The organism is Halomonas urumqiensis (genome assembly GCF_003028575.1).
GTDB lineage: Bacteria > Pseudomonadota > Gammaproteobacteria > Pseudomonadales > Halomonadaceae > Halomonas > Halomonas urumqiensis.
The window spans coordinates 64,639-77,958 of the sequence record NZ_PYUD01000001.1 but is presented as its reverse complement, the minus strand read 5'-3'; the positions used below and the strand labels follow the sequence as shown (position 1 = coordinate 77,958).

Below are 13,320 nucleotides of genomic sequence, written 5' to 3'. Positions count from 1 at the left end.
GGGTCTCCTCGTTTCGGCGCCAAACCCTTAACGCTCCATTTCCCCGAGCGGCTCCAGCTCGGGGCCGTGCAGGGCGACCAACAGCGGCTCGCCGCGCTCGTTGACACGGAACAGGCCGTAGCGAGCGGGCTCATAGCGTTCGGCGTGACCCTCCTGAAAGAAGAAGGCATCGGTGGCGAAGCGCACCTGGCCGTTGCGCAGCCGGTAGCGCAGGCGCATCTCGTCGGCACTCAGTGCCTGTTCGCCGGCGCCCAGCCGCTGAAAATGGGCGATCCGCTGGTCGTCCAGACGCACGACCACATGGCCATCGACGGCCTGGGTCTCGTCGTCGAGCCTTTCGTGCAGCGCGCCCCGAATGCGGTTGCCGATCTCGAAGTTCAGCGCCATGTAGTCGCCCTGCATCAATGAACGCGGGTCTACCGGTGCCAGTTCCAGATACACCACCTCGCCCTCGGCCAGGTGGCGCTCCTTGGCCCAGATAGCCCAGTTGACCACCGCCAGAATCAGCAGCATGGCGGCCACTACCACGATCTTGTTCAGCCTGTTTGCCGGCATCATTGGCCCGCGTCCTCCCCTCGCCCGGCCCGCCACCAGTGCCGCAAGGCCCAGCGGATCGCCAACAGCAGCACGCCGAGAACGAGCAGCGTCAGCGCCTTGATCAGCAGTGTCGCGTCGAGCCAGTAGTAGTAGCTCGTTATGGAGAGCAGCAGCAGTACTCCGCCGAGCCCCATGACCAGACGATTGCCGATGGCGAATCCCAGCGCAACCACCACGGCCCCTTGGGTCAAACCATGCGCCTGAAGCGACGCCAGCATCAGCACGGCCACGACGCCATAGGCGGCGGCACGCGCGGACGATGCGACTGTCCGGGTGTGGCGTTGAAATACGTGCCGAAGCAGCAGCAACAGCGCCAGCGTGCCCAGGGCATCCCCCACCCAAGGCTCCAGCCAGGCCAGGCCACTACCGAGGTGGTAGCGCCCGATGAGCAGCGAATGGCCGAAATCTTCCATGGCCTGAATGGCCAAAAGGCCCAGCAGCAGGCCATAGCCCCAGGCCTGCATGGACCGCAGACGGGCCGGCCAGCGAAACTCGTTGAGCCATAGGGCGGTGGCCGCCAACAGCACCAGGCCGCCGGCCAGCGACGGCGCCGAGACGCCTTCGGTCAAGGCCAGATAGAACGCCAGACTGGCGGCGAAGGCGGAGAAGGTGCGATGGGTGAGGCTCGGCATGGCCAGCGCCAGCGAGCCCTGAAGCACCAACAGCCCCCACCAGAATGGGGTATTTGCGTCTTCCAGGGCGGAGACCAGCGCCCAGGCCACCAGCAACTGTCCCGCTAGGCTCGCGGCCAGGGCCAGGTGTTCGACAAAGTCGCCGGGTGCCCGGTGCAGGAGCGCATAGGCGCCAGCGATCATCGCACCACCCAGCACCGCGGAGGCGACGCTGCTCTCGATCACGAACACCACGCCCATGGCGATGAACCCCAGCAGGAACAGCGCCGCCAACCAGCCCGAGAACGCCTGCAGCGTGCGCACGAACCAGGGCATCTCCAGCGGGGGCGCCTCTTGCTCGCCGCTCACCTCGATACCAGCCCGGCCAAGCCTGTATCTCAGTCGCCTCGCAGGGTGAGTCATGACGACATCTCCACGTGGAGCCGCTTGAGCCACAACACCGCCGCGGAACCCAGGCCCAATACCACCAGCGACATCATCAGGAACCCGGCCGCCTCGGCTTGCCCGAACAGGTGCCTGCCGAGGAACAGCGTCGTCACGACAATCGCCGACAAACAGCCCCCCGCCAGCATGAACAGGTCCGGTTTCCAGTGGCGGTAGACGACGTAGAGCGCCAACAGCCACAGGGCATACACCAACAGCGACGGAGAGAAGTCCGCCCGCTCGTTGAAGATGAACGTGATGACCAGCAGCGTGATCGGGATGCCCCCGCCCAGCGCCAGCAGGCGGGTGGGCCACCCGGCCGCGAGCCAATACCAGCGCCGCGCCGCCAACTCCCAGGCAACCAGCGCCAGGGTATTGAGCACGAACAGTCCCCACAGGGCGGCCACGTCGCTGGCGAACAGGCCGAATGCCCCTCCCCAGATGCGGAAATAGAGCGCCAGTGACACATTGAGCAAGCCAAGCCACGCGACCCAGAGCACGTCGAAGCGGGCGACCAGCACCCAGGGCAGCATCAACACCGCCCAAATGAAGAACAGCTGCCAGGGGTCGGCGCCGGTCTGGTACACCTGGCCGAACAGCGCCAGCAGCACGCCCAGCAGCAGCGAAGCCGCCGTCAATGATGCCCGGGCCACCTCCGGCCGCCTCGCCCCCCAACAGTAGACCGCGATAGCCGCCACCAGCGCGACTTGCACCAACCCGAAGCGCAGCCAGCGGGTCATCTCGGCCCAGTTGTAGGCAATGAAGAACAACACCGCGAAGGCCAGCGCCAGCGTGCCCAGCCACAGCAGCAATCGATCCACGAACACGGACCAGGCCCGGCCCGTGGGATGCAGCCCGGAGAGCCGAACGGCGCGCTCCACCTGCTCGCGCGGTATCGCCTCTCGTTCGATCAACCCGACCAGTTCACGGCGAATGGAAGCCATGTCGTTTCCCTGTGTTTGAATCGCCCCAGCCAGTCCAGGCGCCGTTCGAGAACGCCTAATTACTCGTGAACACCCGATACCCTGCCTTGCCACATCAACTCGGATGGCCGTGGCGGATACGTCAGGATAGTAGGGCGAATGCAGTCAGTACGCACGAGTAGAGATGCAGCGACTCCGTTTTCTGGAACGCGAGCCGTCACGAAGCCAGGGCGTCGAAGCGCTGGATATCCTCTGGCGGCAAGCGACGAGTCTCGCGAGCGACGTTGGCCTGCATGCTGACTCTGGCTACCTCACGCAGCGTCTCATCAATCGCCTTGTGATGGTGTGTACCAAACCACTCCAGGACCTCGGCCAGATGCCAGAGTGAGGCTCGCCCTTCATGCAGCGGCAACGGGAAGGTCGCCAAATGTGACTGCAGCAGCTTGCGCATATTCTGGCGGCTGAATTCAAACAGCTCAGCGATATCGGTCACACCCACCAAGTCAGGACCGGCTTCGATCAGGCGCGCTTCTGATATGGCGCACTTCACATCCGCCATGGCGCTGGTGATCGCCTCATGGGCAGAGGCCGCTTCACGTGAAAACTCCAGAGCCAGACGGCCTTTCTGCCCAAGCCCGATAAGTGCATCGTCACAGCCTGCCTCGAAAAGACGGGCTTCCAGCGTTTCCATGTCCAGCACATCAGGAACGGCAAATTTCAGAGTAAAGTCGTAGTGAATCATGGCTTGTCGTCCTCCTCAGAGGATGGACTACCCGTGCAGTTATCAACGACACGGCGTAGCTGCCTGGCATGGTTGGCTGGGTTCTTCGGCGTGCTCCACACGCTCACGATACAGAACTCGCCACAGCGGCATTCACCAAGGCTACTTCGACTTCCTTTTTACTATGGCGAGAACGTGGCATCTAAGCCCCCATGAGCAAAGAATAGGACACATCTCGAATGGTTGTCAATTGACAACCTACGGACAACACTACGACGCAACCTCAACCCTCATACCAGGCCGCAACAGGCCTTGAACTTGCGCCCACTGCCGCAGGGACAAGGCGCGTTGCGGCCGGGCTTGAGCCGATGGATGGCGGGGTTGCCATCGACATAGCACCAGCGTCCCGCCTCGCGCACGAAGCGCGACGACTCCTCCAGCACCGACCAGCGCCTGCCCTCGCGGAAAGTGGCGCGGAACCGCACCCAGCCCCGCTCGCCCTCCTCGCCGCTCTCGAGCACCTCGAGACGCTTCCAGGTGGTCGCGGCGTCCGCTTCCAGGCTCGGCGGCCGGGTGCTCGGGTGCCAGGTCGCCAACAGGTAGTCGGTGAGCTCGAGATCGAAGGCACTGTAGCGCGAGCGCATCAGCGCCTCGGGGGTCGGCGCCGGCTCGCCGGCGTGATAGCGCCCGCAGCAACCGGCGAGCGGTTCGCCGCTTCCGCAGGGGCAGGTGCTGTGATCGTACTGTCTCATGCACACCTCATGGGGTGAGGGCCACTCGTATCAGGCATCCACCAGCGTGCGACCGACACAAGGAATGAAATACTGGTGCAGGCCGGGTATCAACCTCAGGGAGCCATTGAACTGGCCATTGTCCGTCAGAATGATCGAACAGCTCAAAGAGCGCATGCGTGACATGCCAAGCCATACCCAAGTGGTCAGTGAGGCAAGAGGGTGTGTCAGCGCACCGACATCGATCGTAGTTGACGCTATCTTGAACCAATCCTGCCTCTCGATGACCCTACGGCGAGGTTCGGGTGGCGATAACCGCCATCCACAGGAGGCGGGAGCATGAACCAGCACCAAGCCGACGGTAAAAGCCATGAGGAGTAGCAGACGAAATGAAGAATAACCCGATGGACATGATGGTCACATGGATGAAGGTCGCATCTTCCTACAACATGATGATGGTTTCTGCCACTGAAGTGATCTACCGCCGCACCATGATGATGGCCAGCGGCGCCATGACCGGCCCAGAAGCCATGGGCATGGTGATGGAGAAGGCGACAATTTACGCCACCGCGACCGAGCGAGCGGCAGTGGCGGCGGCCCAAGGTGCCGACCCCGCGCGAATCACCGCGGCGGCGCTGAAGCCCTACAGCACCAAGACGCAATCCAACGCCCGCAAGCTGCGTGGCTGAACACAGCCACCTCTTCCCGCGGCGATCGCGGACCAGGAAGCCCACAACGCAACACCGCCACCCGGAGTGATCCGCACGTGGCGGTTTCATTGATGGAGAAAATCGACCACCCTGGCGTGTTAATCGTCATCTGAAGGAGAAACACCATGCAGTCACGCTACTTCTCCATCCGCGACTTTCCCCAGGGCACGCCGAACCGCGAGCTCTTCGAGTTGCACGAGACCGAGCTTCCCGCCCTGGCCGAGGGCGAGGTGCGCATCCGCAACACCTGGCTGTCGGTGGACCCCTACATGCGCGGGCGCATGACCGGGGTGAAGACCTACGTCGACCCCTTCGTCATCGGCGAGCCGCTGGAAGGTGCCGCGGTGGGCGAGGTGGTCGAATCCCGCGACTCCCGCCTGGCCGTGGGCGACAAGGTGCGGCACATGGGCGGCTGGCGAGACATCGCTCAGCTTCCGGGTGACCAGGTCGAACCGCTGCCAAGCATCGAGGTCCCCGAACAGGCCTACCTCGGTGTGCTCGGCATGCCGGGCATGACCGCCTGGACCGGGCTGAACAAGATCGCCGAGATGCGCGACGGCGACAACGTGCTGGTCAGCGCGGCCAGCGGCGCGGTGGGCTCGCTGGCCGTTCAACTGGCCAAGGCCCGAGGTGGCACCGTGGTGGGCATCGCCGGGGCACCCGAGAAACTCGAGTGGCTGGAATCCCACGGCATCAAGGCGGTGAGCTACCGCGACCGTGATACCCGAGAGCTCACCGAAGCACTCACGGCCGCATGCCCCGATGGCTTCGATGTCTACTACGAGAACGTCGGCGGCGTCTGCCTGGAAGCGGCCCTCAACACCCTGCGTACCGGCGGCCGTATCGCCGTGTGCGGGATGATCGCCCACTACAACGCCGAGCAGCCGACACCGGGGCCGAGCAACCTCGCGATGCTGCTGATCCGGCGCCTGCGCATGCAGGGCTTCATCATCTTCGATCACTGGGCCGACTATCCGCGCTTCCTGGAAGAGGTCGGCCCGCAAGTCGCCCGGGGCGAGATCGACTACACGGAAACCGTCGAAGAGGGGCTGGAGCGCACGCCGGACGCCTTCCTGGCGCTGTTCGAAGGCGCCAATACCGGCAAGATGCTAGTGCGGCTGTAACCGGGGCCCTCAACCGAGCCAGGTATTGCCCTGGCCATCAATAGGGATTGTGCGCCACCTCCCAGAGGTGGCCATCGGGGTCGGCGAAATAGCCGGAGTAACCGCCCCACTCCGCCTTGCTGGCCGGCTTGACGATACGCCCGCCGGCGCGCTCCGCTTCGCTCAGCACGCTGTCCACCTCGGCCTGGGAGCCCACATTGTGGGCCAGGCTGATGCCGGTGAAGCCACCGCCTGAATCCGGCACGCCAGCGTCCTTCGCCAGATCGACCCGGGAATAGAGCGAGAGGATCACCCCGTTGAGCAGGAAGAACACCACCTCATCCTCCACGGCCAACCCCACCCGCCAACCCAGCCCCTCCTCGTAGAAGCGGCGCGCCCGCGACAGATCGTCCACCCCCAGAGTGATCAAGCTCATGCGCTGGTCCATACGGACACCTCCCGCTCTGTGGCGGTAGTCAGTAGCATCACCTTAGCAGTGGGAAGCAACGCCCGTGAGGTGACACATCGCACAGACCAACTCCGCCACTCAAGTAGTGGCCACAGAGGCCAGTTGCGCAGACTTCGAGAGTGGCTGAAACGCCATTTAACCAACTTGCGAATCACAAGAATGAGAGTCCGTCCCCAATTGCGGTCTGTTGGGTCTGTCTTACAGCAGAGCGTTTCGAAGCGTGTTCCTACCAAAGACTACCCACCTTGCGACTACTGCATCCCAGGATCCGATACGGATTGATCAGAGGCGGTACTGTCCGGTGAGGAACGATCATGAGCTTGCCAAGCGTGCGGTGGCACAGGCATGCGATAATGGCGGCAGGCCGTAAGGAAAATAGGGATAAGACCTATTCTCACAGCACTTACTCGCTCATGCAGCGGATGCTCCATAATTACGCGATTGATGAGATCAAAGACGGCTTCGAGCGACTCGTTGAGCGGCAGACCTGGTACCGACAGGCCATGTTCTCGGCCACCATCCCAGAAGACCTCATCCGTTTGGCCGTCAGGAATCCAGATTTGGTGTGTCATGTGCGGAGCGTGCTCAAGCAAGGTGCTTCGCAAGCGTTCTGCGCGTTCATTATCTCCAATCATCGCAAGCCAAGCGAGCACAAAAGTGTAAAGAATCCCAGCACGCGTATGCTCTTCGAAGTATGCATCACTGCGGTCTCTGGGATGGGCTAGGACGTCTCGATAATCTGTCATCGGCGTAGGATAGTGCTTCCGAATTCTCAGTCCATTGCACAGGTGATCGGACATCCCACGGATGTAGTCGGCAACATTGGAAATACGGCCACGCACGTCTGCAAGACGCATAAACATAGTCAGTTCAATCGTGAAATCGTCCCGAACGGGGGCGGCAAGCACTGGGTTTGCATTTAGCATCCCAATCGCTATGTTTAGCACCTTATCCGCCCCTTCACTCATTGCCTGCGAAAATGCCTCGTCCTGCGAGGAACTCATGGCATCCAACCATAGTCCGTGCAGAGACAACCTCCCCAGCGTCTCGAACAGTGCAATGTTAATATCGACCGCGTTGCGTGAATTTACGGCCATAGAAAGCGCGTAACGCTTATCGGCGAACGGCCCAATCTTCTCAACGAGAAGAAGGTGGGCAATGATGTTATGAAGCTTCAAGACCTGATCGAAATGAGTTAGCCTCTCCCGTTGTATCGGCCCTTTGCGCAGACGGGTATTATCGCAATGTGGCCAGCTACGTAGTAGTACCAGCTCAGATGCTCGGTACGCCGCTTCAAGGTTGCCCGTATCACGAGCCCATACGAAAAGAACCCAAAGGCAAAGATAGGTCTTACGTAGCTGACGTGTACGCTCTGCCTGGTTCTTAGGCTTGGTGAAGATGGCATTGAGCAAGTCACGGAAATGCCGATATGCGATGTCGGGATGGTCAAGCATCGCTAGCGCCTTCTGGAACGATCCCCGGTTCTCATCCTCAATTAACTCTGCACGCAGCACGCCGCTAAGGATCAAATCCGCGAGGCGTTCTCCGTTCCACTCGGCGAAGTGAACGGTGGCTTTCTCGTTCGTCCGGCAGAAGCCACTCCACTGGGCACGAACATTCTCACGCATCTCGCCACCCATGCAGACACAAATGACGATGGGTAGATCCGATAGGTGGGGAGGGATGCGGTTCGGGATATAGTCATCTAGAACCTGGTTAAGAGACGGCCGAACAGCCTGCTGACCGGTATCCCAATGCTCTCTCGTCAAATCACCGGATTTTATTGTAAACAGGAACAAACTTCTAACGTTATCGCGGTCAGGATTGGGACCGACTGCAGCGACGTCGACACCGGCTTGACCCGTGCCACGGCGGGGGCGGGTTAGAACTTCAAACCCACTCTCAGCCAGAAGATCGGGCAAAATTGCGTCGAGTTCCTCGCGTTCGCGCAGCGAGCGCAGATAGTGCGTCAAGACAAGTTTCATCGCTGTTCTCGTGGCTCAAATTTGAGGTGAACAAGCAAGTAGTCGAGACCAATCGGGTCAACAATATTGAGGAGAGGTAACTCGGACGAGATCGAGAACGACTTCATTTCGTTCTCGGTGAGATGCGTAGCGCCCGCACCGGTATGAATCGGCGTCAGCGACGAGCGGCCATACAGGATGTATTGTTTGGTGAAGAGATTCTCAAATATAGATTCCCGCTTCCCCTGTTCCATGCCCCTTTCCATCTGCTCGTTCCACTGAACACGCTCTGTCTCGCGCTGCATTTCACTAGGGTGCAGTTCGACCAATTTTTCAATGCCTTCCAATGCGTCCTTGAATGCAACCTTTCGGGCGAGCAGTTCCGTAATACCAAAGCCATTCGCTCCGCCATCTTCAACGTAGCGTTCAAGATAGTCCTTCAACTTGCCACCATAACTTAGGAGCAGGGGGTCGTAGATCAGATTGAGGACGTCACTGGCAATATCCTGACATCCGTCGCGAAGTACCGCTAATGGTATGGCAACTGCTGCCAGTGGATCGATAAAGAACCATCCGACAGCCTTCCGGCAAAGGAACAGCTGGTCTGATGAGTCCGTAGGAAGAGAGGACTTGGGGACTGAGAAAGATGGGCCATCTTTCCCAACGCTACACACTTCATTCGCCACGCATTTACGAGTGTATACACCCCCATTGAGCAGCCAATACACAACCGCACTACCAAGCACTTCAGAGCCTGCATGCTTCAACGCATGGCACGTACTTTGGAACGCGTCCAGCGTGATCCGCCCCTCCGAACGATCAAGCAATTCAGCAAGAAGGTGAATCACTTGTTCAGCTCGACCAGCGCTCACAAGTTGGTATGAGGCATGATCGATGTGAGAGATGGTTCCAATATTGTCTGGGTCAACATCTGCAACGGCGTTGAGGCACAGGTCCATGGCGTTCTCTGTAAGGCCCTCTTGGTTACGCCATAGGAGCTCTGCAGCCAAGTGAATCGCTAGCGAACTCTGACTCTGAAGAACCCGTTCGAGTTGTTCGTCGAAACTGGTTGGAGCGGTTACTTTTCGTTTTTCAACAGCGCGGTAGCATGCTTCAAGTGACCGAAGAGCGATGCCCTCATCGTCGCTAGAGGCTCCTTGGAGAAGTGTATCGAGTACCTCATGGTAGCGTTCACCCAATTCCATAGTTCCTAAAGCCGAGATGGCTGCGAGCTTCGCTTCGCGCTCTTGAGCTTGCGCGAAAATTAGGCCTTCCTCGACATCAGCGTTCATTATGAGAACCGTGAATAGTTGACGCAAAGCGAGGTTATCGCCTGTACGTGCTGCCTCATAGACCTTGGAAGATCTGGCTGGGACCTTCTTCGTCCACTCGCCAAAAGCGGTACTCGGAGCGCCAGCAGCCAAATCGTTGCCACCTGTATCGAGCAGGCGCGTGATGAAGGTGAGAAGGACGTCTTGATCTACGTTCAGAAAAGGTATCAGATCGCATAGAACATGCTGGACGCGGAAGAAGCGCGGTCCCTCCAATTCTGCCAGCGCATCTTCGATGTGTAGGTCAATCGGTGGCGCATCGGTAGCGTTCAAGATGGTCGAGAGCGTCTCGAGAAATGTAGAGCGGTTATCATCCAGACGCCAGCACTCTCGATCCGCAACAGTACGAACCAAGCCGCGTGTGCGGAGCTGAGCAGCCAACTCCGACTCGTCTATCGGGGCTCCCTCTGTTGCCATTGTTCTGTCCATTTGACACTTTACTCACAAAAGAGCTTACAAGATTCTCTAAGTCGATTAAATCCCCTCAATCTATTTCGCACTCATGGTGCCACATAAGAGCCTCATTTCCACTAATACTACTTGGCTACCACGCTAAAGCGGTGCTTCCCGCTGCCATTAGTTGCCATATTCTGCCAGACGAAAAAACAAAAAAGCCCATGAACGCATGGGCTTTTTAGGGTTTCTTACCGTCTGGTGCCAGCTAGCGACTAACGCTTGATCACTCCCACTCAATCGTCGCGGGCGGCTTGCTGCTCACGTCGTAGGTCACGCGGGAGACGCCGGCGAGCTCGTTGATGATGCGGTTGGAAACCTTCTCCAGCAGCTCGTAGGGCGGATATGCCCAGCGCGCGGCCATGAAGCCGATGGTTTCCATTGCACAGGACCACCCCCAACGACTACGTTTCTGAGCATCTTCCAGCACTTGCTTCTGGCGTGCACTGGCATTGCTGATGACCTTGGCACGCAGCGCCTACTTCTTCTCATCGGTGACACGTCGATGAAACCAGGTCAGCAAGGTTTGCTCGACCGGTGCTGGCCGGTCGTCGTTCCTGTTCATCCGTTCTTATCCCGCTTGACCTGCTGTTCCAGAGACTCCAGCGCCCGCAAGTCATCAAGATCAGCCTCGGCGGCTTCTCTCTGCCGGCGCTGGGCATCGAACTGCTCATAACGTTCATGGACAATGGTCCTGGCCCGTTCCGCACTGATGTTACCTGAACCCTCAAGTGTCGGGCTGTCGTTGAATGCCAACAGGCGGTCGACATTCTGGCGCCAGTATTCCAGTGTCAGCTCTTTACGTTGCTTGGCCCGCAGCTCCGCCTGTTCGAGGAAGATTACCACCAGCCGGTTAAGGGTATCGATCTCGTCGGCCGTCAGGTAATTCTTGGCCACCGTGACGTCCTGCTTGCGCACCCGTGCCCCCTTCCAGGTGGTCAGCGCCATGTTGGGCGCCCCAGCATCGGCACGATTCACGACGACCTCGGCGGCGGTCTGCTCGGTAACGGCATACAGGAACTTGTTCTGCACCTCGGCAAAGAACAGCTGTGCATCCCGGTCATCAGCACGGTAGTCGCTGCTCAAGGCGAAGAGATCCCGCACCTTCTGATAGAAGCGCTTCTCCGACGCGCGGATATCGCGGATGCGCGCCAGCAGCTCGTCGAAGTAATCCCACCCGCCAGGCTCCTTCAAACGCTCGTCGTCCATGACGAAGCCCTTGATGAGATATTCGCTGAGGTTGGCCGTGGCCCATTGCCGGAACTGCGTGCCGCGTGGCGAGCGCACGCGATAGCCGATCGCCAGAATCATCGGCAGGCTATACCACTTGACTTTGTAGCGCTTTCCATCTGCAGCAGTTGTCAAGGATTCCTTGACAACTGAATCCGGAGATAACTCACCATCTTTCAATATGTTGCGAGCATGAAGGCTAACGTTCTGCTTGGTCGTCGCAAACAGATCGGCGATCTCAGCCTGGGTAAGCCAGACGGTGCCCTCCTCGGCACGCAGGTGGATGGCGGTGCGACCATCCTCGGTCTGATAGAGAATCAGTTCACTAGCATCCATGCGTTCCCCCTCCTTATCTCAGAGACAGAAAACCCGCCATGCAGGCGGGTTTTCTGAAGAGTAGCACTGCGAGAGGCTCACTCCCACTCGATCGTCGCAGGCGGCTTGCTGCTGACGTCGTAGGTGACGCGGGAGACACCGGCGAGCTCGTTGATGATGCGGTTGGAGACCTTCTCCAGTAGCTCGTAGGGCAGGTGGGCCCAGCGGGCGGTCATGAAGTCGATGGTTTCCACGGCGCGCAGGGCGATGACCCATTCGTAGCGGCGGCCATCGCCGACCACGCCGACGGACTTGACCGGCAGGAACACGGCGAAGGCCTGGCTGGTCTTGTGGTACCAGCCCGCGTTGTGCAGTTCCTCGATGAAGATGGCGTCGGCGTCACGCAGGATGTCGGCGTACTCCTTCTTCACTTCGCCGAGGATACGCACGCCGAGGCCCGGCCCCGGGAAGGGGTGGCGGTAGACCATGTCGTAGGGCAGGCCGAGTTCCAGGCCGAGCTTGCGCACTTCGTCCTTGAACAGTTCGCGCAGCGGTTCGACCAGCTTGAGCTTCATGGTCTCGGGCAGGCCGCCGACGTTGTGGTGCGACTTGATGACATGCGCCTTACCGGTCTTGGCGGCGGCGGATTCGATCACGTCCGGGTAGATGGTGCCCTGGGCCAGGAAGTCGACGCCGTCGATCTTGCTGGCTTCGTCATCGAACACGTCGATGAAGGTGTTGCCGATGATCTTGCGCTTGGCTTCGGGGTCGGCCTCACCCTTGAGCTTGTCGAGGAACAGGTCCTCGGCGTCCACGCGGATCACCTTCACGCCCATGTGCCGGGCGAAGGTTTCCATCACCTGGTCGCCCTCGGCCTTGCGCAGCAGGCCGTTGTCGACGAACACGCAGGTCAGCTGGTCGCCGATGGCCTTGTGCAGCAGTGCCGCCACCACCGAGGAGTCCACGCCACCGGAAAGGCCGAGCAGCACATGGCGGTCGCCCACCTGCTCGCGCACGCGGGCGATCTGATCTTCGATGATCTGCGCCGGGGTCCACAGCCGCTCGGCACCGCAGATCTCCAGCACGAAGTGCTCGAGAATGCGCTGGCCCTGCAGGGTGTGGGTCACTTCCGGGTGGAACTGTACGCCGTAGAACTGCTTGGCTTCCCAAGCCATGGCGGCGATGGGGCAGCTCGGCGTGGAGGCGGTGACAGTGAACTCCGCGGGCACTTCGGCGACCTTGTCACCATGGCTCATCCACACGTCGAGCAGGTTCTTGCCGGTGGCGTGGTCGATATGGTCGGAGATATCGCGGAACAGCTCGGTGGGCTCGTCGATGCGGATCTGCGCGTAGCCGAATTCGCGGATGTTGGAGCCCGCCACCTTGCCGCCAAGCTGCTCGGCCATGGTCTGCATGCCGTAGCAGATGCCGAGTACCGGCAGGCCCATCTCGAACACGCACTGCGGCGCACGGGGCGAACCCAGTTCGGTGACCGATTCCGGGCCACCGGCGAGAATGATGCCGTTGGGGTCGTACTCGCGGATCTCGTCTTCGGTGATGTCGAAGGCGCGAATCTCGGAGAACACACCGATCTCGCGCACGCGGCGGGCGATCAACTGGGTGTACTGGGAGCCGAAGTCGAGGATCAGGATCTTGTGGGCGTGAATATCGGTCATCTGGCCGTTCCTTTGAGAGGCAAACATGCCGAAAACGCGAAA

General features: G+C 60.1%; 12 protein-coding genes and 2 pseudogenes. 2 read left to right on the top strand and 12 right to left on the bottom strand.

Going from position 1 to position 13,320, the window contains the following annotated elements; all coding sequences use genetic code 11:
- Nucleotides 1-27: 27 nt before the first annotated feature.
- The 6 genes and pseudogenes from C6V82_RS00335 to C6V82_RS18200 form a co-directional block, all read right to left on the bottom strand.
- Nucleotides 28-558 carry a GDYXXLXY domain-containing protein gene (locus tag C6V82_RS00335; protein ID WP_102586877.1) on the bottom strand — a complete coding sequence of 177 codons (531 nt, stop codon included), beginning with the start codon at nucleotides 556-558 and terminating at the stop codon, nucleotides 28-30.
- Nucleotides 555-1,631, bottom strand: coding sequence for a DUF4401 domain-containing protein (locus tag C6V82_RS00330; RefSeq protein WP_102586878.1), 1,077 nt, complete (start codon nucleotides 1,629-1,631; stop codon nucleotides 555-557). Before C6V82_RS00330 ends, C6V82_RS00335 begins: the two co-directional genes overlap by 4 nt.
- Nucleotides 1,628-2,596, bottom strand: a complete 969-nt coding sequence (locus C6V82_RS00325; protein WP_102586879.1) for a DUF2157 domain-containing protein — start codon at nucleotides 2,594-2,596, stop codon at nucleotides 1,628-1,630. Before C6V82_RS00325 ends, C6V82_RS00330 begins: the two co-directional genes overlap by 4 nt.
- A gap of 196 nt (nucleotides 2,597-2,792) precedes the next feature.
- Complete coding sequence (locus tag C6V82_RS00320; RefSeq protein WP_180978217.1) at nucleotides 2,793-3,317, bottom strand: helix-turn-helix transcriptional regulator; 525 nt, start codon at nucleotides 3,315-3,317, stop codon at nucleotides 2,793-2,795.
- A gap of 269 nt (nucleotides 3,318-3,586) precedes the next feature.
- Nucleotides 3,587-4,048 carry a YchJ family protein gene (locus C6V82_RS00310; protein ID WP_102586880.1) on the bottom strand — a complete coding sequence of 154 codons (462 nt, stop codon included), beginning with the start codon at nucleotides 4,046-4,048 and terminating at the stop codon, nucleotides 3,587-3,589.
- Nucleotides 4,049-4,093: 45 nt separating this feature from the next.
- Nucleotides 4,094-4,216, bottom strand: a pseudogene (locus tag C6V82_RS18200) (ectoine hydroxylase); the annotation flags it as partial.
- A 215-nt stretch (nucleotides 4,217-4,431) separates the two neighbouring features.
- On the opposite strand from C6V82_RS18200, the gene C6V82_RS00300 reads away from it, so the two are divergent.
- The gene (locus C6V82_RS00300; protein ID WP_146157035.1) at nucleotides 4,432-4,716 is read left to right on the top strand and encodes a hypothetical protein; all 285 of its coding nucleotides are present in this window, start codon (nucleotides 4,432-4,434) and stop codon (nucleotides 4,714-4,716) included.
- Nucleotides 4,717-4,862: 146 nt separating this feature from the next.
- Complete coding sequence (locus C6V82_RS00295) at nucleotides 4,863-5,861, top strand: NADP-dependent oxidoreductase (RefSeq protein ID WP_102586882.1); 999 nt, start codon at nucleotides 4,863-4,865, stop codon at nucleotides 5,859-5,861.
- 37 nt (nucleotides 5,862-5,898) lie between these two features.
- On the opposite strand, the gene C6V82_RS00290 is transcribed toward C6V82_RS00295, so the two are convergent.
- The 6 genes and pseudogenes from C6V82_RS00290 to guaA form a co-directional block, all read right to left on the bottom strand.
- Entirely contained in the window at nucleotides 5,899-6,276 is a 378-nt protein-coding gene (locus tag C6V82_RS00290) for a VOC family protein (protein ID WP_229843089.1), read from the bottom strand.
- 284 nt (nucleotides 6,277-6,560) lie between these two features.
- Complete coding sequence (locus C6V82_RS00285) at nucleotides 6,561-8,294, bottom strand: hypothetical protein (RefSeq protein WP_102586884.1); 1,734 nt, start codon at nucleotides 8,292-8,294, stop codon at nucleotides 6,561-6,563.
- Nucleotides 8,291-9,985, bottom strand: a complete 1,695-nt coding sequence (locus tag C6V82_RS00280; protein WP_229843090.1) for a hypothetical protein — start codon at nucleotides 9,983-9,985, stop codon at nucleotides 8,291-8,293. The genes C6V82_RS00285 and C6V82_RS00280 overlap by 4 nt, the downstream gene beginning before the upstream one ends.
- 298 nt (nucleotides 9,986-10,283) lie before the next feature.
- A pseudogene (locus C6V82_RS00275) lies at nucleotides 10,284-10,442 on the bottom strand (GMP synthase (glutamine-hydrolyzing)); the annotation flags it as partial.
- Nucleotides 10,443-10,618: 176 nt separating this feature from the next.
- Complete coding sequence (locus tag C6V82_RS00270; protein WP_102586886.1) at nucleotides 10,619-11,623, bottom strand: virulence RhuM family protein; 1,005 nt, start codon at nucleotides 11,621-11,623, stop codon at nucleotides 10,619-10,621.
- A gap of 77 nt (nucleotides 11,624-11,700) precedes the next feature.
- The gene (gene guaA / locus C6V82_RS00265) at nucleotides 11,701-13,278 is read right to left on the bottom strand and encodes a glutamine-hydrolyzing GMP synthase (RefSeq protein ID WP_102586887.1); all 1,578 of its coding nucleotides are present in this window, start codon (nucleotides 13,276-13,278) and stop codon (nucleotides 11,701-11,703) included.
- Between the last annotated feature and the right edge of the window lie 42 nt (nucleotides 13,279-13,320).

What these genes read in the sequence shown, in the direction of transcription:
- C6V82_RS00310 (WP_102586880.1), bottom strand. Translation starts at nt 4,048, where the DNA reads ATGAGACAGTACGATCACAGCACCTGCCCCTGCGGAAGCGGCGAACCG.
- C6V82_RS00330 (WP_102586878.1), bottom strand. Translation starts at nt 1,631, where the DNA reads ATGACTCACCCTGCGAGGCGACTGAGATACAGGCTTGGCCGGGCTGGT.
- C6V82_RS00335 (WP_102586877.1), bottom strand. Translation starts at nt 558, where the DNA reads ATGATGCCGGCAAACAGGCTGAACAAGATCGTGGTAGTGGCCGCCATG.
- C6V82_RS00320 (WP_180978217.1), bottom strand. Translation starts at nt 3,317, where the DNA reads ATGATTCACTACGACTTTACTCTGAAATTTGCCGTTCCTGATGTGCTG.
- C6V82_RS00290 (WP_229843089.1), bottom strand. Translation starts at nt 6,276, where the DNA reads ATGAGCTTGATCACTCTGGGGGTGGACGATCTGTCGCGGGCGCGCCGC.
- C6V82_RS00285 (WP_102586884.1), bottom strand. Translation starts at nt 8,294, where the DNA reads ATGAAACTTGTCTTGACGCACTATCTGCGCTCGCTGCGCGAACGCGAG.
- C6V82_RS00300 (WP_146157035.1), top strand. Translation starts at nt 4,432, where the DNA reads ATGGACATGATGGTCACATGGATGAAGGTCGCATCTTCCTACAACATG.
- C6V82_RS00270 (WP_102586886.1), bottom strand. Translation starts at nt 11,623, where the DNA reads ATGGATGCTAGTGAACTGATTCTCTATCAGACCGAGGATGGTCGCACC.
- C6V82_RS00325 (WP_102586879.1), bottom strand. Translation starts at nt 2,596, where the DNA reads ATGGCTTCCATTCGCCGTGAACTGGTCGGGTTGATCGAACGAGAGGCG.
- C6V82_RS00295 (WP_102586882.1), top strand. Translation starts at nt 4,863, where the DNA reads ATGCAGTCACGCTACTTCTCCATCCGCGACTTTCCCCAGGGCACGCCG.
- guaA (WP_102586887.1), bottom strand. Translation starts at nt 13,278, where the DNA reads ATGACCGATATTCACGCCCACAAGATCCTGATCCTCGACTTCGGCTCC.